General features: G+C 62.2%; 15 protein-coding genes and 2 pseudogenes. 8 read left to right on the top strand and 9 right to left on the bottom strand.

The window, feature by feature from the left end; translation table 11 throughout:
* A pseudogene (locus tag HMPREF1022_RS17445) lies at positions 1-421 on the bottom strand (IS5 family transposase); the annotation flags it as partial.
* A 78-nt stretch (positions 422-499) separates the two neighbouring features.
* On the opposite strand from HMPREF1022_RS17445, the gene HMPREF1022_RS10935 reads away from it, so the two are divergent.
* Complete coding sequence (locus HMPREF1022_RS10935) at positions 500-1,372, top strand: hypothetical protein (RefSeq protein WP_008682563.1); 873 nt, start codon at positions 500-502, stop codon at positions 1,370-1,372.
* Positions 1,373-1,385: 13 nt separating this feature from the next.
* Here HMPREF1022_RS10935 and thiF read toward each other — a convergent pair.
* The 6 genes and pseudogenes from thiF to HMPREF1022_RS10905 form a co-directional block, all read right to left on the bottom strand.
* Positions 1,386-1,997, bottom strand: a pseudogene (gene thiF, locus HMPREF1022_RS10930) (sulfur carrier protein ThiS adenylyltransferase ThiF); the annotation flags it as partial.
* 39 nt (positions 1,998-2,036) lie between these two features.
* The gene (locus HMPREF1022_RS10925) at positions 2,037-3,257 is read right to left on the bottom strand and encodes a diaminopimelate decarboxylase (protein ID WP_009303136.1); all 1,221 of its coding nucleotides are present in this window, start codon (positions 3,255-3,257) and stop codon (positions 2,037-2,039) included.
* Positions 3,258-3,605: 348 nt separating this feature from the next.
* Positions 3,606-4,721, bottom strand: a complete 1,116-nt coding sequence (gene thiH / locus HMPREF1022_RS10920) for a 2-iminoacetate synthase ThiH (RefSeq protein ID WP_008682553.1) — start codon at positions 4,719-4,721, stop codon at positions 3,606-3,608.
* A 12-nt stretch (positions 4,722-4,733) separates the two neighbouring features.
* Positions 4,734-5,504 carry a thiazole synthase gene (locus HMPREF1022_RS10915; protein ID WP_009303135.1) on the bottom strand — a complete coding sequence of 257 codons (771 nt, stop codon included), beginning with the start codon at positions 5,502-5,504 and terminating at the stop codon, positions 4,734-4,736.
* A gap of 98 nt (positions 5,505-5,602) precedes the next feature.
* Positions 5,603-5,803, bottom strand: a complete 201-nt coding sequence (thiS, locus tag HMPREF1022_RS10910; RefSeq protein ID WP_008682551.1) for a sulfur carrier protein ThiS — start codon at positions 5,801-5,803, stop codon at positions 5,603-5,605.
* Positions 5,804-6,115: 312 nt separating this feature from the next.
* Positions 6,116-7,678, bottom strand: a complete 1,563-nt coding sequence (locus HMPREF1022_RS10905) for a lipopolysaccharide biosynthesis protein (protein ID WP_008682550.1) — start codon at positions 7,676-7,678, stop codon at positions 6,116-6,118.
* Between the two features lie 205 nt (positions 7,679-7,883).
* Here HMPREF1022_RS10905 and HMPREF1022_RS10900 point away from each other — a divergent pair, with 205 nt between their 5' ends.
* From HMPREF1022_RS10900 to ilvD, 4 genes are all read left to right on the top strand, one after another.
* On the top strand, positions 7,884-8,354 hold the full coding sequence (locus HMPREF1022_RS10900; protein WP_009303134.1) for a MarR family winged helix-turn-helix transcriptional regulator: 471 nt from the start codon (positions 7,884-7,886) through the stop codon (positions 8,352-8,354).
* Entirely contained in the window at positions 8,347-8,760 is a 414-nt protein-coding gene (locus HMPREF1022_RS10895) for a pyridoxamine 5'-phosphate oxidase family protein (protein ID WP_009303133.1), read from the top strand. The genes HMPREF1022_RS10900 and HMPREF1022_RS10895 overlap by 8 nt, the downstream gene beginning before the upstream one ends.
* A 63-nt stretch (positions 8,761-8,823) precedes the next feature.
* On the top strand, positions 8,824-9,246 hold the full coding sequence (locus HMPREF1022_RS10890; RefSeq protein WP_009303132.1) for a YybH family protein: 423 nt from the start codon (positions 8,824-8,826) through the stop codon (positions 9,244-9,246).
* A gap of 174 nt (positions 9,247-9,420) precedes the next feature.
* Complete coding sequence (gene ilvD, locus HMPREF1022_RS10885; protein ID WP_008682546.1) at positions 9,421-11,103, top strand: dihydroxy-acid dehydratase; 1,683 nt, start codon at positions 9,421-9,423, stop codon at positions 11,101-11,103.
* Positions 11,104-11,194: 91 nt separating this feature from the next.
* On the opposite strand, the gene asnS is transcribed toward ilvD, so the two are convergent.
* Positions 11,195-12,559: an asparagine--tRNA ligase gene (gene asnS / locus HMPREF1022_RS10880; protein ID WP_009303131.1), complete on the bottom strand. Its 1,365-nt coding sequence runs from the start codon at positions 12,557-12,559 to the stop codon at positions 11,195-11,197.
* Positions 12,560-12,959: 400 nt separating this feature from the next.
* Here asnS and HMPREF1022_RS10875 point away from each other — a divergent pair, with 400 nt between their 5' ends.
* From HMPREF1022_RS10875 to HMPREF1022_RS10865, 3 genes are all read left to right on the top strand, one after another.
* Positions 12,960-13,394 (top strand): hypothetical protein, encoded by a 435-nt coding sequence (locus HMPREF1022_RS10875; protein WP_009303130.1) that lies wholly within the window; start codon positions 12,960-12,962, stop codon positions 13,392-13,394.
* A 324-nt stretch (positions 13,395-13,718) separates the two neighbouring features.
* Complete coding sequence (locus tag HMPREF1022_RS10870; RefSeq protein ID WP_009303129.1) at positions 13,719-14,204, top strand: hypothetical protein; 486 nt, start codon at positions 13,719-13,721, stop codon at positions 14,202-14,204.
* A 139-nt stretch (positions 14,205-14,343) separates the two neighbouring features.
* The gene (locus HMPREF1022_RS10865; protein WP_009303128.1) at positions 14,344-15,519 is read left to right on the top strand and encodes an MFS transporter; all 1,176 of its coding nucleotides are present in this window, start codon (positions 14,344-14,346) and stop codon (positions 15,517-15,519) included.
* A gap of 25 nt (positions 15,520-15,544) precedes the next feature.
* Here HMPREF1022_RS10865 and HMPREF1022_RS10860 read toward each other — a convergent pair whose 3' ends face one another.
* Complete coding sequence (locus HMPREF1022_RS10860) at positions 15,545-18,475, bottom strand: transporter substrate-binding domain-containing diguanylate cyclase (protein ID WP_198005360.1); 2,931 nt, start codon at positions 18,473-18,475, stop codon at positions 15,545-15,547.
* Between the last annotated feature and the right edge of the window lie 53 nt (positions 18,476-18,528).

The following is an 18,528-nucleotide window of genomic DNA, read 5'->3' as shown; positions in this document are numbered from 1 at the left end:
GTGAGGCTGAAATTCAACGCGCATTCAGCATTCGCGGCAACCATATGAAGCTTGGTCGTCCAGCCGCCTCTGGACTTTCCGATGGACTGCGGACCTGTTTTTTTAAGGCCCCTGTTCCATCGGGATGAACCTTAACAATAGTACTGTCGAGAGAAACTGCTTCTATTTTAAGGCGGAGTATCTGCTCTTGTTGAAGGCGTTCAAATATACGGTCAAGAACTCCGTTCTTGCTCCAGCGGTTCATGCGCGTGTAGATGCTGTGCCAACAGCCAAAATTTTTCGGCAGTCCACGCCATTTACACCCATGCTCCGCAACGTACAGAATCGCATTCAACACCTGGAGATTGTCAAAATGGACATTACCTCTTTGGCGCGGGAAGCAGTCAGCGATTCTCTCATATTGTTCGCGAGTAATTTGCATAAGACATTCTTACGGAATACTCGCTCTTTGTCAAATAGTGTTAACAGGACCTAATCCGTCCTCCGAAGGGGAACCCGCATGGGGCGTCTGCGTTTTGCCCATATCCGGCGTTTGCGCGGCCTTGTTCCGGCCCTGCTGGTTCCGCTGATGCTGGCGGCCCTGCTCGCACCGGCTGTGCTGCCGCTCTGTGCGGCCAATGCGGCCTTCAAGCCGCCGCAGTGCCGGGGGGCGGGCATGCCCGCCGACGCCCCTCTCTTTTATTTGGAGCTGATGCCCTATGACGACGCCCAAAAAGCGCGGGAGCTGGAGAGCCTGAAGTACGACGAGGAGCGAAAAGAGCGGGAGTCCGGCCGTAAGGCAAAGAAGGACGCATCCGGGCAGTCCGCTGAAGCGGCCCGGCTTGCGGCGAGCATCCGGCGGGTGGGAACGCCCGAGGCCCGCATCGGGGTGGAAGAAGCCAAGGAACGCTGGAGAGAACTGGAAATCATGACTGTTCTGCCTCTTGACCCGAAGCGGCTCACGGCGGCGCATGAAAAAAGGGAAGACTGGCCCCGGCAGCAGCAGCTGGAATCCGCGTATCATGGCGAAACCCGTAATATCGTCCCCACGGATCTCAACCATGACGGCATCATGGATTTCATGTTCAACGAAGACCCGCTCTTGAATCTATGGGCCAGTCAGCTTTTTCTGGGTTGCGGGGATAATTTCTACACCCCGCTCGGTTTTTTCAACGCGGGCTACAGCTCTGCAGGCCCGGCGGTGACGGTCAAACAACGCCGTATCGACGGTCGCTCCTGGGACGCTTTCCACGTCGTCGCCCCGGATTTGCCCATAGGCTTGGAAGGTTCCTGCGAGTCTGACGAGCCGTTGCGCCATTGGGCGGAACGCGTCATTGCCTTTGACCCGGCCAGGGGCGTCTACCGCGAAATTTCCGTCAAGCCTTTGCCCTGACCGCAGCACACCTCTATGCTTCCTCCCCCAAAATAAATTCCAGCACGGCGTCGGCCAGCAGGGCCGCGGCTTGGGTGACACGCGGGGCCAGGGGCGGGGCCGCGAGCACGTCGGTGGTAAAGTCCCCGACCAGGGTCAGGCGGCCCAGGCGGCGTTTCTGCATGGGGGGGCCGCCGTAGCCTCCCATGCCCGAGGCGCTGGCCACCATGCGCCCGTCCAGCAGGGCACGCTCCACCAGCATGGTTTTGGCTTCCGGATCGTCCAGGGCTTCCACCCAGATCGGGCAGGAGGGCAGGATTTCCGGCAGATCGGCGGGGCCCAGGCGCAGCCGCCGCGTCTCCACCCGGATGTCCGGATTGAGCTCGCGCAGTAACTCAGCCAGGGCTTCCACCTTGGGGCTTCCCAGATGGCGCGGCCAGAACTGCTGGCGGTTGAGATTGGACGGCTCCACCACGTCGTCATCAACCAGCAGCAGATCCTCCACCCCGCAACGTGCCAGCATGAGCGCCGTATTGGAACCCAGGCCGCCGGCCCCGGCCAGGCCCACGCGCGCGGCGCGCAGCCTGGCCAGTTGTTCCGGAGTGAAATAGCGGGTCAGACCCTGGCGCAGGCTGTTGATCATGGGTGTTTCCTTATTGCGTTGTGCGGAGAGGCTTCGTGAGGTTCAGCCCCACAGGAATTCCCTGGCTTCCGGATGGCTGGAAAAACCGTGCGGACTCAGCGCGGCGGCATACGCGCCCGCGTTTTCAAAAATCAGCATATTGCCCACAACGGCGTTTTCCAGAACGACGTCTCTGGCCACAGTATCCATGCCGGTGCACAGATTGCCGCAGATGGTGACTATTTCAGCGGGCGCGGGCAGGCCGAGGGCTTTGGGAACATATGTACCGCGCCCGCTCCACAAGGGTTCGCAAGGTCCGGCGTATGTCGGTTCAAGCGGCAGGGCCTCAAACAGGCCCGCAATGGCCGGACGCAGAAAATGATTGAGCAGGCCCGCCGCGATGACGAAAGTTTTGCCTCGCGAGCGCTTGATGTCAACAATACGGGTGACGAAGACGCCCGCATCGCCCACCAGAAAACGTCCGCTTTCCACATAGCGGCGCGCCGGAACCGGACCGTCTTGCGGAATAAGACGCAGCAGGCCCGCCAGATGACCGCGAAGCCGTTCCATGTTCAGGGATCGCATTTCCCCGGCGTAGGGAATGCCGAGGCCGCCGCCGAAGTCGATAAACTCAAGGGGCATGCCGAGGCCGTGATTCCAGACGCGGGCCAGACGCGCCACATGCTCGAAGCAACGGCCCAGGGCATCGGCGCTGAGCACCTGGCTGCGCGCATGGACATGGATGCCCGTCGGGCGCGCATGCTCCAGGCGGTGCAAAAAATCCCGGTGCGCGGGCAAGCCTTCCTCGTCTTCGCCGAATTTGTCGGGCAGGCCGGGCCGCATGGCCGGGCAGGGTCCCGGCCCATAGGAAAAATCCGGATTGACGCGCAGGCCCACCGCGCACGTTATGTTCCGGCTTGCGCAGATGGCGTCGATCCTTTGCAGCTCGGTATAGGAATCAGCGATAATCAGGCATTTATCCAACGTTTCCCGCAGATCGTCATCGCTTTTTCCGGGGGCTGAAAACAGGATTTTTTCCCTGGGAACGCCCAGAGCATGCGCCGTGAGCACCTCATTTTTCGAGGCCGCGTCAATGCCCGCACCGCAATCCGCCATATGCCGGCAGATTTCGCGGTTGCTGTTGCACTTCATGGAATACAGGATGTCGAAGCCGTTGAAGATGTCCCGCAGCCGGGCGATCCGCCCGGATATCGCTTTTCTGTCATAGACATACAGCGGGAAGCCATGCCGCTTCAGAAGAATTTCCAGATCCGGCGTCCGCATGGGTGCAATCCTGGTCTAGAGCGGATTACCTTTGAAACGCTTTGCGTTTCAAAGGGGGCATTCCGGAAAAAGTGCGGTTATCGCTGCTGTCGATCCCCGTATGGCTCCGTTGTCGCCAACGGGGACAGCCCTTCGGGCTGCCTTCGGTCGCTTTGCCGGAATCCACGCCGCGTTGCTCTCGATGCCTGTACGCCCTTTGGGCTACAGGCACGGCCTTACGGGCCGCCCGTCGGGTCGGTCTTCGCGGCGCGCCTCACCGTGTTCGGGGTTAGAGCATTTCAGAGTTGAAATGCTCTAAAAACGGCGTGTGCACGGAAAGAGTCCACGAACACGCCGTTTGCTGAACGATTATGCCGCCGGGTCTTCCCAATCCTTGATCACCGCCTGATAACCAATGCCCGCCAGAGCGGAACTCATCTGTTCCAGGCTGCGGTGGTCGGTGATCTCGAACTGGCCGGGGTTGTGCATGTCCTCCGTGGCCCGGCCGCCCACGGCCGTGGACACCCCGGCGGACACGCGGGTGACGCCCAGGGGCACCAGATGGTCGCGCATGAAGGCGCTTTCGCGGCTGGAGCAGGTGATGCCCGCGCGCGGCAAAAAGCAACGCGTCGCGGTGACGTACTGCACCAGATGGCGGTCGTCCACCGCATGTTGCACGTCGAAATCGCCTTCGTGCGGGCAGATGCGCGGGATGGACACGCTCACGTCCACGCCGGGGAAATTGCGTTGCAGCCACCATGCATGCAGGCCCGTGCCGAAGGCGTCCTGTTCGAAAGATTCCAGGCCCAGCAACGCGCCCACGCCCAGAGAGCGCATGCCCGCGCGCGCGGCGCGTTCCGGCGCGTTGAGGCGGAAGCCGTAGTTGTGCTTGGGGCCCACGGGATGCAGCCATGCGTAGAGTTCGGGATTGTAGGTCTCCTGGAACATGGTCATGGAGTCCACGCCCGCTTCCACCAGCAGGGAATATTCCTCCACGGTGAGGGAATAGACCTCAACGCCCACGGAGGCGAACAGCGGCTTGATCCGCCGCGCCACCGAGGCGATGTATTCCGGCGAGGAGAGCTTGGGCGCGTCGCCCGTGAGCAGCAGGATATGCTGAAAGCCCATCTCCGCGATGGACTTGGCCTCGGCATAGGCTTCTTCCACGCTGAGATGGCGGCGCGGCTGCTTGTTTTTGGCGTTGAAGCCGCAATAGCGGCACTGATTGGTGCACACGTCGGAAATGTACAACGGCGTGAAAATGTTCACGGCCCTGCCGAAATAGCGCAGGGTCAGGTCATGGGCCTTGCGGGCCAGGGCTTCGAGGCATTCCCCGGCGGCGGGCGAGAGCAGGGTCAGAAAGTCGGCGGGCTGCAGCACGTCCTTGTCCAGTACGGCCAGCACCTTGGCCGGGGTGACGTCGGCCACGCCCCCGGCCCGGCGCTCGGCGGGCCAGGCCCGCAAAAATTCCTGAAAATTTTCCATCTGGCATATCCCCTATCGCAGAAATCCCGTCAACGGCGACGATGCCTCAGCTCCCTCGCCCCGCGCCATAACCGCGCCGGCTCCGGCCAGCCAGGCGTTGCGTCCGGCTTCCACGGCGGCCCTGAAGGCACCGGCCATGCGTACGGGATCGTCGGAAGAGGCAATGGCCGTGTTCACCAGGCAGGCCGCCGCGCCCATCTCCATGGCCTCGCAGGCCTGGGAGGGACGTCCGATGCCCGCATCCACCACCACGGGCAGATCCAGCTCCTCAATGAGGATGGCGATCATTTCCCTGGTGCGCAGGCCCCGGTTGGTGCCGATGGGCGCGCCCAGCGGCATGACCGCCGAGGCACCGGCCTCCGCGCAGGCGCGGGCCACGTAAAGATCCGGATTGATATAGGGCAGCACGGTGAAGCCTTCCTTGACCAGAATTTCCGTGGCCTTGGCGGTTTCATAGCCGTCGGGCAGCAGATGGCGGGTGTCGGAAATGACCTCGATCTTGACCCAGTCGCCGCAGCCCGCGGCGCGGGCCAGACGGGCCAGGCGCACGGCCTCATCGGCGGTGCGCGCCCCCGAAGTGTTGGGCAGCAGGCGCATGGTCTTGGGAATATGGCCCATGATGCCCTGCTGACCTTTTTCCACCCGCCGCATGGCCACGGTGATGACTTCCGCGCCGCTGGCCTCGGCCACCGCCGGAATCAGACTGTCGGCGCTGTATTTGCCCGTGCCGATGAACAGACGGCTTTTAAGGGTCACGCCGCCGACCACAAAGGGATCATTCATATCTTTCTCCGTCAGGATGTTCTGATGTCGGAAAAGGGAAAAACGGCTTCAACCTCTCCCCTCGGACCGTGCCGCCCGCGGGAAAAGAGAAAGCCGTTCTAGCCGCCGCCCACAAACTGCACAATTTCGAGCACGTCGCCGCCGTGCAGTTGCGTGGCCGCGAAAGCGTCGGCGGGGACAATGTTCCCGTTGTGCTCCACGACCACGGTCTTGGGGTCATGACCGCGCGTTTGCAGCAGATCCGCCACGCTGGCGGCCTCCGTGCAGGTTTCGGTTTCGCCGTTGACGATCACATCCATGTCGAACCTCCCGAAAACAAAAAAAGCCCGCGGACCGGAATGTCTGCGGGCGAGCGCGAACCTGCGGCGGCAGGTCGGCCAGCTTCCCTTCGTCAGCACTATCTGCGTCAGGTGCAGAGCCGCGCGTTTGCGCGGTTCTAGGGGTCAGGGCGCTAACACCCTTTCTCAGCCGTAAAGGCTCCCCCAGCCGGTGGGAAAAACGATAGTCTCTGCGCCGCAAGAATGCAAGGGATGTTTACGCACTTCAGGCAGCGCACGAAAGGCTGGTTTTTCTGGATCATCACGGCATGTAGCGATGGCAGGAACATAGCATTATAGATGTCTGCCCTGCGCACCCCGGCGGGATTTTTTCAGGCGGATGAACAGCTCGCGCAATTCCCGGCGGGAAAGGCCCAGCACCTGGGGCACGGCCAGGCAGAGGCCCAGGCAGAGCAGGCTGTAAAGCACGCCGGAAATGAAGAAGCGGCGGAAGGAGTCCAGATCGCCGAAGCCCAGATCGATGGTCAGCTCGCGGCAGGCAAAGGCCAGCAGCAGCAGGGCGGCAAGGCTCCAGATCTGATGGGCGAAGTTGCGCCAGAAGTTCAGGGGAATGAAGCGCGAGGCCAGCCAGAGATACAAATTCACGGTCAGGCATTGCACGCACACGGTTTTCAGGGCCAGGCCCACAGCCCCGAGGTTGAGGCCCAACAGGTCCGGCGGGGCCAGCAGAAACCAGGCCGTGGCAAAGCCGTACACGCACTCCAGGGCCGCGATATTGCGCAGCACGCGGGTGCGCCCCGTGGCGTGAAAGACCGAGCCGGCCAGCTGGCCGTAAGCTTGGTGCAGGGGATAGAGGGCCATGATCTGCACGGGCAGGATGGCCGCTGTGAATTCCGCGCCGCCGAAGATGTTCACCAGGGCCGGGCCCTCGGCCAGGGTAAAGCAGGAAAAATAGGCCGCCACCACGTAAAGCAGGGGGGCGAAACGGGTCAGCAGCCGGGCCATGGCCACGCGGTCCTTCTGGCCCCAGGCGATGGAAAGCTCGCGCATGATCAGGGGGGTCATGGCGGAGACAAAAAGAAAACAGGCCATGCTGACTTTCTGGGACAGGGCGAAGAAGCCCTGTTCCGCGCTGCCGTCAAACCATTGCAGCAGCCAGCGCTCGGCGGTGAGCAGCAGAAAGGAAAGCAGGGCCTGGACGAAAAGCGGGTGGCTGTAGTCGAAAAATTCGCGGCAATAGGCCCGGTTCTGCGCCTTGCTCAGATGGAAGCGCAGGCTTTCCTCGCGCTCGCGCCAGTGGCGGCGCGTGACCAGCCAGTAGCCCAGGGCCGTGGCCCCGAGCATGAGATATTGCTGGGCGAAGAGGCTGTGGATGTTCAGCCAGTCGCCCCAGAACAGCACGCCCAGCAGAGCCACGGCCAGCAGGGAGATCACGGTGCGCACCATTTCCGAGGAGACTGTGGCCCCCACGGCGTCGTTCATGGAGCGCAGCACCCGGCCCCACCAGGTCAGAAAAGCCCAGAGCGCGGCCAGGGGCGCGAGCCAGAGCGGCACGTCGGGCATGAGCAGCCCCCCCACCGGCGGAATCAGCATGCAGAGGGCGGCCAACAGGCTGATCAGGGCCACCAGCAGGCTGATGCGGAAGTAAAAGCCGATAAGGCCGGTTTCGTTCTGGCGGCGGGACAGGGCGTTGTAAAAGCAGGTGGAGGTGCCCATGTCCAGAAAGCCGGAAAGCTGCTGAAAGAGATTGGTGGCAAAGCTGTAGTTGCCGTACATGCGCGGGCCGAGAGCGCGCGGCAGAATGGCCTCCATGGCCAGGTACACCGGCACGGAAGCCACGTTGGCCAGCAGCTTGAAGGCATAGCGGCGGGCCAGGGTGGGCGTGGAGCTTTGCATGCGGGCAATCTACACATTTTCTCAAAAAGCCTAAAGGGCTTTTTGCGCAAAGCGCCGTCGCCCGACCGCGCCCGTAGCGGCGGGAACCGGGCCGGGAAACGGCGGATTTTTTGCGGTGGGAGGAAAATCTTGACATTGGTTCGTGGGCGAATTAATTTGGCTGCACGGGTTAGTTCGCCCACGAATAAACTGGAGTGGCAAGACTATGGAACAGAGTACGGATGCCGTCATCGCCCTGGCCGCCGCCGTGCGTGAGCAGGCCAATGCCTTTTTGCTCAGGGCTTTGGCCGAACGCGGCGTCACGGATCTGTTGCCCGCCCACGGCGCGGTGCTGCACGCGCTGTTCCGCCAGGGCCCCCTGAGCATGAGCGCCCTGGCGGAGGCCATCGACAGGCGGAAAAACACCGTCACCGGCCTGATCAAAACCCTGGAAGAGCGGGGCTATTGCCGCCGGGAGCCCGATCCTGCGGACGCGCGGGTGCAGCGCATCGTGCTGACCGCCAGGGGCGAGGGCCTGCGCGGCATGCAGGAGGAAATCTCCGCTGCCATGTTGCGTACGGCCTGGCGCGGCATGGACCGGGAAGAGCGGGAGGCCTGCGTCAGGGGCCTTTGCGCTGTACTGGAAAATCTGAAACGGGACGCAATGCCCCCGCCGCAAGGAGAATGTCATGAGTAAGGAATTGCAGGAAATTTCGCGGATTTTGTCGGAAGCGCCCATGTGCTTCATCGCCACCATGGACGGCACGCAGCCCAGAGTGCGCGCTTTCCAGTTCCAGTTTGAGCGGGACGGGAAGCTCTGGTTCTGCACGGCCAGAAACAAGGATGTGTTCAAGCAGTTGCAGGCCAATCCGGCGGTGGAAATCTGCGCCGTGAAGCAGGACATGACCTGGCTGCGCCTGACGGGCAAGATGGCGCTGGCGGACGACATGGCCGTGAAGGAGCGCGTCCTGGCTGCCCAGCCGCTGATCAAGGGCATCTACGGCAGCGCGGACAACCCGGTGTTCGCCTCGCTTTGCCTTGAACACGGCGAATACGTCATTGCCGATTTTTCCGGCAACCCGCCTCGCAAGGGCATGTTTTAACCGCACCAAAGGCGCGGCTTCCGCTTTGACGCCGGAACCGCGCGCGTATCCGAAGGAACAGCCATGATAGATCAGGACAATGCCGGAAAAGAACTGCGCGACAAAATCGAGATGTACCGCGAATCCATCATCCACGCGGACAAGCCGGAACTGGCGGAACAGGTCTGGGACACTGCGCCGGAAACTTCCTTTATCCATCCGCGCGGGCATGAGCGCGGCTGGGAAGCCATTCGGGACAACTTCTATACCAAAACCATGGCGAATACCTTTTCCAGGCGTGAACTCAGGCTCACGGGCGAGCCGATCATCCATCTTTACGGCGACGCGGCCGTGGCGGAATTCGACTGGGAGTTCACGGCCACCAGACGCGCCGACAACGGCGAGCGGCACACCAGCGGCCGGGAAAGCCAGATTTATGTCCGGCGGCCCGGCCGGGGATGGCGGCTCGTGCATGTGCACTATTCCGGCCCGGCGGCCACGGCCTGAGTTTGTTTCCGTCCGCCGGCCGCGCATGGGTTTCGTCCGGTGGGCGCGGCGGCAGTCCGGCCCGTGCGCCGGGCGTGTTTACGGGCGCGGACTTTTGCCGTATGACAAATCCGTTGCCCGGCATGCCGAGATCGCGCCGGGTCGTGTTGTTTTTTACCTCAAAGGATTGCCGCCATGGATGATGCTCGCAGCAAAAAGATGAAGAGCGGGCTGGAAAAAGCCCCGCACCGTTCCCTGCTCTACGCCTTGGGCCTGACCAGGGAGGAAATGGAACGCCCCCTGGTGGGCGTGGTCAACGCCGCCAGCGAGGTGGTGCCCGGCCACATGCATTTGGATGCCCTGGCCTCGGCCGTCAAGGCCGGTGTGCGCATGGCCGGCGGCACGCCCCTGGAGTTTCCGGCCATTGCCGTGTGCGACGGCATCGCCATGAACCACGAGGGCATGCGCTTTTCCCTGCCGTCGCGCGAATTTATCGCGGATTCCATTGAAATCATGGCCCGTGGCCACGCCTTTGATGCCCTGGTCTTCATCCCCAACTGCGACAAATGCGTGCCCGGCATGCTCATGGCCATGATGCGCCTGAACCTGCCCTCGGTGCTGGTTTCCGGCGGCCCCATGCTGCCCGGCAATCTCGGGCCGCACACGCGCGGCGACCTGATCACGGTTTTCGAGGCTGTGGGCCGGGTGCGCAGCGGCACTTTGAGCGAAGACGAGCTGGAGCGCATGGCCGAGCGGGCCTGTCCCGGCTGCGGGGCCTGCGCGGGCATGTTCACGGCCAACTCCATGAACTGCCTGGCCGAAACCATCGGCGTGGCCCTGCCCGGCAACGGCACCATCCCGGCGGTGAGCGCGGCGCGCGTGCGCCTGGCCAAGACCGCGGGCATGCGGGTCATGGACCTGCTCAAGAACAATATCCGCCCGCTGGACATCGTCACCCCCGAATCCGTGGCCAATGCCGTGGCCGTGGACATGGCCCTGGGCTGCTCCACCAATACGGTGCTGCACCTGCCCGCCGTGTTTGGCGAGGCGGGCCTGGACATGGGCCTGGAAGTTTTTGACGAGGTCAGCCGCAAGAGCCCCAATCTCTGCAAACTTTCCCCGGCGGGCAAGCATTTCATGGTCGACCTGGACAATGCCGGGGGCATCCCGGCGGTCATGAGCGAACTGGACAAGCTGGGGCTGATCCATAAGGACTGTCTGACCGTCACCGGCAAAACCGTGGGCGAGAACCTCAAGGCGCTCAACGCCCGCATTGAGGACCCGGACGTGATCCATCCCATCGGCCAGGCCTATTCCAAGCAGGGCGGCATCGCCATTCTGCGCGGCAGCCTCGCGCCCGGCGGCGCGGTGGTCAAGCAGTCGGCCGTGGCTCCGGAAATGATGCGCCGCGACGTGCGCGCCCGGGTGTTCGAATCCGAAGAGGATGCCATGCAAGCCATTCTGGACGGCAAGATCCAGCCCGGCGACGGCGTGGTGATCCGCTATGAAGGCCCGCGCGGCGGGCCGGGCATGCGCGAAATGCTTTCGCCCACCGCGGCCATCACCGGCATGGGCCTGGGCAAGGACGTGGCCCTGCTCACGGACGGCCGCTTCTCCGGCGGCACCAACGGCGCGGCCATCGGCCACATCTCGCCGGAAGCCGCCGACGGCGGGATCATTGCCCTGGTGCGAGAGGGCGACACTATCCACATCGACATTCCGGGCCGTAAGCTGGACCTGCTGGTGGACGAGACCGAACTGGAAAAACGCCGCGCCGAACTGGTCAGGCCCCAAAAGGACTGCCCCTATCCGGTGTTGCGGCGCTATGCCCATCTGGTCAGCTCGGCGGCCAACGGCGCGCGGTACAAGAATATTTAAGGAAACGCTGATTGCCGGTCTTTTTGCCCTCCGCCCGCCTCATGGTCGTTCATGAGGCGGGCGGACTGCGCGTACGGCATATTGGCTGACGCTAAAATTCCAGATTGCCCGGCGTGCGCGGGAAGGGTATCACGTCGCGGATATTGGTGATGCCCGTGAGCAGCATCAGCAGGCGCTCGAAGCCCAGGCCGAAGCCCGCGTGCGGCACGCTGCCGAAGCGCCGCAGATCCAGATACCACCAGTAATCCTCGGGATTCTGGCCCAGCTCGCGGATGCGGGCTTCCAGCCGGTCCAGGCGCTCCTCGCGCTGCGAGCCGCCGATAAGTTCGCCGATGCGCGGCACCAGCATGTCCATGGCCGCCACGGTCTCATTGTCGTCGTTGGCCCGCATGTAGAAGGCTTTGATTTCCTTGGGATAATCGTAAACAATGACCGGCCGCTGGAAATGCTCCTCGGCCAGGTAACGCTCGTGCTCGGTTTGCAGGTCCACGCCGAAGGTCACGGGAAAGGCGAATTCCTTGCCGCTGTCCTCCAGAATCCGGATGGCCTCGACATAGGGCACACGGGCGAAGGGCTGGCGCAGCATGCCTTGCAGGCGTTCCAGCAGGCCCTTGTCCACGAAATTGTCGAAGAGCTTCACGTCCGCCTCGCAGTGCGCCAGCACATGCTCAATGACGTGGCGGGTGAGGCTTTCGCCCAGCTCCATGAGATCAGAAAGATCCGCGAAGGCCATTTCCGGCTCGATCATCCAGAATTCGGCGGCATGGCGCGGGGTATTGGAGTTCTCGGCCCGGAACGTGGGCCCGAAGGTGTAGACCCGCCCCAGGCCCAGGGCCAGGGCCTCGGCCTCCAACTGGCCGGACACGGTGAGGTTGCACGGGCGGTTGAAGAAGTCGCCGTCCGTGTTCTTCTCGCCCGGCGCAAGGGTGGTCACGCGGAACATCTCGCCCGCGCCCTCGCAGTCCGAGCCGGTGAGCACCGGGGTGTGCACCCAGGCGAAGCGCCGCCCGTGGAAAAAATCGTGCACGGCGCGTCCGGCTTCGGAGCGGATGCGGAAGGCGGCGCCGTATTTGTTGGTGCGCGCGCGCAAGTGAGCGATGCCGCGCAGAAATTCGTCGGAATGGCGCTTTTTCTGAAGCGGGAAGGCTTCCGGATCGGCCAGGCCGAAGACCGTCACGCTTTTGGCCCGCACTTCCCATGTCTGGCCCTTGCCCGGCGAGGGCACCAGCTCGCCGACCACGGCCAGGGCCGCGCCGGTATTGGCTTCGCCCAGAGCCGCGTGGGCCTCGGTGCCTTCGTCCACAATGCACTGCATGTTGGCGAGGCAGGAGCCGTCGTTGATCTCCACAAAGGAAAAGCCCTTGGCGTCGCGGCGGGTGCGCACCCAGCCGCAGATGGTAATGGCGTTTTGCGCCTTTTCGGCGTTGAGGGCGTCGATGATCAGGGTTCGCTGCATGGGATGGCTCCTTGCGGATGGATTTCGCTCAGGAAGAACCTTGGTAGTGTAGCCTTTCCGCGCGCGCGGCTCAAGGGCGGGACGCGGCAAACCTCCGTCGCGGGCCACACAAAACGTCGTCTTTGCGACAGGCCCAAGGGATCCTTGACTACCGCCCAAAAATGTGTTGCCCTGCCTTTCACAGGTGCTTCAAAACACCTTTATTCCTTGGCGGCCCGCCGTCCCGAAAGCATGGCTTTTTTTGCGCCTTTCTTCTGGCGCATTCTCTGTCATCTCTTCCGGGTGTGGGCTAATACAATACCGGCTTGCCGGAAATATGCCCGCCGTTCCAAGGACGGTTTTGAGCACCCGGAGCTTTTCATATTGAAGGCCCCATCAAAAAAATCCTTGGAGGCATCGTATGCCCAGTTCTTCCCCGAGCCATCAGCGTTCACAGGTCCAGCCCGCCCCACCTCACCCCATCGCTCTGGCGGCTATGCTCCAGAATGCGGCCCAGGCCCTGCTCAGCTCCCCCGCCCCACGGGAATCTCCTTCCCCCGACGATGAAGGCGACGACCGGCCCCGAGAGGAAATTCGCTCTTATCGCTTTTCCCCCTTGGCGTTGCGTGGCGAAAAAGAGCTGTTGGAGGAACAGAACGCGGAAGGGCTGCGGGAACTGGTTTCCATGGCCTCTTCCTCGGTCATGGCCTTTGCCTCCCTCTTGGAATTGATGGATGAGGCCGCCAAAGTGGACGGCTTCGTGATTCATATTCTGGCGCGCGAATTACAGCGCATCGGGGATCTGCTTTTCAAGATCCAGGATGTGTACAGCACTGTTGAGCTCGTGGAAACTTAAGCTGAAAACCTCAGGCCCTTCAGCGTGACCGCAAAGCCCGTTTCGCGGGCCTTGCGCAGCGTCAATCTGCTTTCCGCTCGTTGGCAGAGTGACTTTGCTCAACGCTGGCGTGGAGCGGCCTTACAAGTAGTTGTGCATGTAACTATTTTAAATAATATATAAATTATGATGTCTTGGTCACCTCTGTCCGGAGCGTCCATCCCTCTTGGCCTTTTTCTAAAGATTGTATAGAATTGGTTCACATGAGCATATGCCGCCCATCTCTGCCTGGGGCATGGTCAACGGCGGCTGGTCATAATTTCTGTTGTACTGAGGAAAAACCATATGAAAAAATTGTTCGGTGCCTTGGCCTTCATCTGCGTTCTGGCTCTTGCGGGCACGGCCTTGGCGGCCACGCCCGCCGCGCCTCAGGCGGGCAAACCCGTCCAGGACAAGCCGGAAAAAGGCGTGGACCGCGTCACCTTGATCAGCGTGCAGATCGAGGGCGACGACAGCATCGGCGCGCGCCTGAGCACCAAGCTCAAGGAGCGTTTCAACCAGAGCAATCTGTTCACGCTCAATGCCGATGAAGAAAAGGACGCGCCAGAGTTGCGCCTTTTGCTGAGTACGGCCCCGGAATTCAAGGACCGCCCCAATGTGGGATCGGTCTACAGCGTGTGCTGGGTCTTCAGCCAGGGCAAGGGCTATCTCGGCTATTTGCTCGCGCGGGAAGTGGGCACGATCAATTACGACGACCTTGACGCCAAAGTGGACAAGCTGGTGGAGCGCACCGACGCTATTGCGGCCAAGTACGGCAATTTGTGGAAATAAGCCGCGCGGTTTTTTACCGCCGGTTTTCCTGAAACCTGCATCGCAAAAAAGCTCCCTTCGTGGCGGGGAGCTTTTTTGTCTGCTTTGTCCGGCGCCGGGCCGTCGCGGCCCGGAAAATAACAGTGCTGTAAGGAAGACTATGCCCAGGAGCGTTTTCGCATGGGGCAACCGCCGGCTGATCGCCTATCTGGCGTTTCTGAGCGCCTTTGCCCCGCTTTCCACGGATATGTATCTGCCCGCCCTGCCGCACATGGCCGAGGCCCTGAACACCACCTACAGCCTGACCAGCCTCACGGTGAGCGGTTTTCTGCTGCTCTTTGCCCTGTCCATGCTGATCTGGGGCCCGCTCAGCGACAAATACGGCCGCAGGCCGGTGCTGCTCACCGGCGGCGCGTTCTACGTCCTGTCCAGCGTGGGTATCGCCCTGGCCGGTTCCATCGGCCCGCTGCTGTTCTGGCGCGGCCTCCAGGCCGTGAGCAGCGGTGCCATCAGTTCCATGTCCCTGGCCGTGGTCAAGGACATTCTGCGGGGTTCGGCCATGGAAAAGGTGGTCACCTGGATTCAGACCGTGACCATCCTGGCCCCCATGCTGGCCCCAGTGGCGGGCGGCAGCCTGCTGTTGCTCACCGACTGGCGCGGCATTTTCTGGTGTCTGGCCTGCTGCGGGCTTCTGGCCCTGGCCGGTGGCCTGGCCCTGCGGGAAACCAGGGCCAGGGCCACGCAGGGCTCCGTCTTCAATGCCCTGGGGCGGATTTTCGTGGTTCTGCGCACGCCGGGCTTCGGTGCGCCCCTGCTGCTATTCTCGGCCATGAGCATGCCCTTCATGGCCTATCTGGCGGTCTCGTCCTATGTCTTCCAGACCCGGTTCGGCCTGTCCGCCCAGGAATACAGCTGGTTTTTCGCCTTCAACGCGGGCATGAGCCTGCTGGGGCCGCTGCTGCACATGCGTTTTTTCCGGCATTGGCGGCGCGGCCTTGTTATTGCCGTCCATCTGCTGCTGGTCTGCGTGGCCGGGGGCCTGCTGTTGCTCTTCGGCAACGCGGGGCCGTGGCATTTCGCGCTGCTCTATGTGCCGGTGAGTTTTTGCGGCAGCGCCATCCGGCCGCCGTCCACAGTGCTGCTGATGCAATGCGTGCGGGGAGACAACGGCGCGGTGACCTCGCTCATCAACAGCGGAGCCCTGCTCTGCGGCAGCCTGTCCATGCTGCTCTGTTCCCTGCCGTTCTGGAGCGGGCCGGTGACCGCCGCGGGCAGCATCTCCTGCCTGGTGGCAGGGGTGGCCTTTCTGGGCTGGCTCAAGCTGCGGGGAGGGTAAGCGGGGGAATAGTGCTTATCTCGTTTCAGGCGCTTCCAGATTCGTCCGTTTCGCCATGAAAGGTGAAGCGGTCCTTGCCGGACTGCTTGGCCCGGTATAGCGCCTGATCGGCCCGCTGCAGAGCTTCTTCGTAGGAGGATTCGTTGCCGTCAAAAAGGTAGACGCCGATGCTGCTGCTCAGATCTACATGTTGCCCGTTTTCCTCGAAATGTAGCCGCAATGCCGTGCGCAGGCTTTCCACCCGTTTCCGCAGAACATTGCGAGGAATGCCCCGGACAAAGACGCAGAATTCGTCTCCGCCGAAGCGGCCCACAGCGTCCGCGTTGCGGAACACGCTGCTGAGGATTTTGCCCACAGCCGCGAGCGCCTTGTCACCCACCATATGCCCCAGTGTGTCGTTCAGGGTCTTGAAGTTGTCCAGGTCCACGAAAAGCAGGGCGCTTTCCTTGCCGGACTCCTTTGACACGGGCAGACAACGCCGCACCTTTTCCTGGAAGGCCTGCTTGTTGTAAAGATCCGTAAGGCTGTCCCGCTGGGAGCGGCGTTCCAGTTCCGTATTTTTGCGGACTTCGTCGTCGATGTCCACTATTTTGCCTACCATCCTCAGCGGCGCGCCGTCCTTGCTGATGCGGGTGGTCTGTACCCGGCACCAGATAAAGCGGCCGTCGGCCGCCGGAATGCGCAGCACGGCGAAGACCGTGCGCTCCCCGTTGCGGATGCGCTGCCGCAGCTCTTCCAGGATATCCACATCATCGGGATGCACGGCCTGATTGTTGCATACCTTGCCGTCCGCCCCATAGAACGGCACGCATTCCCGTCCGAACTTGGTGTGGAAGTTGGGCGAGGTCAGAAACTGCCTCTTCCGCATATCCACATCAAAGACCACTTCTCCGGATTGCTCCAGAACGGTGCGGTAGAGTTCCTCTTCCTGCGCGAGCCGTTCCCGGATGTCGGTCAGGGTGGTGATGTCCATCACGAGGCAGTGCATGGGCGTGTCCATGTCGCCCTCCTTGATGGCGCTGCCGCGCAGCAGAACCGGCAGCCAGCCGCCGTCCCGGCGGCGCAGGCGCAATTCCAGGCCCGAGGCTGACTCGCCGCACTGTTTGGCGCGAATACGTTTTCTTGCCCGGGGCAGATCCTCGGGATGAATGTATGCCGCCAGACCGGGATGTCCGGGCGGGACTTCGGCATAGCCGAGCATCTGCCAGAAGCCGTGGTTGGCGTCCAGAATGTTCAGTGCTTCGTTTATGCGCAGGCTGATGACGCCGCCGTCGATATTGTCCGTGATGTAGGCCAGGCGGCGTTCATTTTCCAGGGCGGCTTTTTCGTTCCGGCGGCGCAGGCGCAGGGCGTAGATCGTAACAGTGCCCACGGCCAGCAGCAGCGCGGCAATAATGAAGAGCGCTCCCTGATACTGATGGAAAAAGTCGGTCAGGTCCAGCGGGGCCGTCACGATGGAAATGTTGTCCGAGATGATCTGGTCTTTCTGTTTTTCATCCAGGCCAATCAGGCTTTTGTTGAGAATGGAGAGCAGCTCCGTGGGGGCTGCGGCGCTCACGGCCAGACGGGCGTCTTCAAAGGCCTGGCTTTGGGGCAGCGAAATGATGTTCGCGTGGCGCGGCCTGGCCAGCAGGTAATTGACCGCAAAGGCGTTTTGGAACAGGACGTCGGCCTCGTTCTGCTCCACGGCTTTCAGGCAGGCCTCCGTATCGGCGTATAGCTGAACGTGGAAGGCCGGATAGACAGCGGCCACGTATTGCCTGCCGTCGTGCCAGTCCTCGGGCAAGGCGACGCGAAGGTGTCGCCCGGAAGAGAAGGAGAGTCCCTTTTTTCCGAAGAAAAACATGCTGCTGCGCAGGGCCGGAACCGAAAGGATGAAGGCCGGATCCATTTGGTCGACCGTGTTGATCATGACCCCCGCCGCCAGGTCGATGTCGCCGCGCGCCAGATGGTCCGCTGGCGTGGCGTTTTTGTCGGACATGGGCACAAAGGTGAACCGAAGCCCGCTGTTTTGGGCCAGCAGGCGCAACAGGTCCGGTAGAATGCCCATGGCCTGTCCCGTGCCTTCGTCCATCCAGGAGATGGGCCTGCGCGCCGGAGCATAGCCCACGCGCAAGGAGGGGCTGTGCGCGATGAAGTCCAGTTCCGTTTTGTTCAGCGGGGTCCGGGCGATTTGAGGAAAATAGGTCTGAAGCAGCTGGATCTCAAAACCCGGCTGATTCAGCTTCAACTGACCGATGGCTTCTTCCAGCGCGGTCATGAGAGCGAAGTGCTCTTTGCCGGTGATATAGAAAAAGGACGTGGGATTATAGCGGGCCAGCACCTTTTCATCGTCGTTCAGATGGGTGATGCTGTATAGGAAGGCGTCCAGTTTTCCGGCGTGCATAGCTTGCCGCACCTCGGCAATATCGTCGTATTCCGTCAGCCGGGGCGGGACGCAGCCCTGCATCCGCATATAGTCCGCAAAGCCTTTCGCGCGCTCGTACCCTCTGACGCTGCCGATGCGCAGCCCGGCAAGGCGCTGGAAGTCCTCAAAGATGAGCTCCCGGTTTTTTTTCAGAGTGATCAGGGCCACGGAGGTGGTGCCACTGGCGTAGGGGCAGTAACGATAGCGGGCGGCGCGCTCTGAAGTCCACTGGACGCCGCCGAGCAGGTCGATTTCGCCCATGTCGAGCATTTCCAGGGCGGCCTTGAAGGTGGGAGCGGGCACGAATTGAAAGGACCAGCCGGTGCGTCTGCGGATTTTCTCCAGATATTCCACGTCATAGCCCGCAGGCCGACCATGATCGTACTCGTGAAAGCCGGCTTGGGGGTAAAAGCCCACCCGTATTGTGGTCGCTTGGGCCGGGAGGCACTGAAGGCATAGGACGACAGCCAGAGCCGGGATGAGCAGAGCGGCGGGCCGGCCGCAACTTTTCGCGGATGCGGCCAAACGTATTTTTTCTGTTATCTTCATGCAGATTTTCGGCATCCTGAATAATGGCTGCGGATGCTCTCTCTCTCTCTCTC

This window comes from Desulfovibrio sp. 6_1_46AFAA (genome assembly GCF_000224635.1).
GTDB classification, from domain to species: Bacteria; Desulfobacterota; Desulfovibrionia; order Desulfovibrionales; family Desulfovibrionaceae; genus Desulfovibrio; species Desulfovibrio fairfieldensis.
This window is presented reverse-complemented; position numbering and strand designations above follow the sequence as displayed.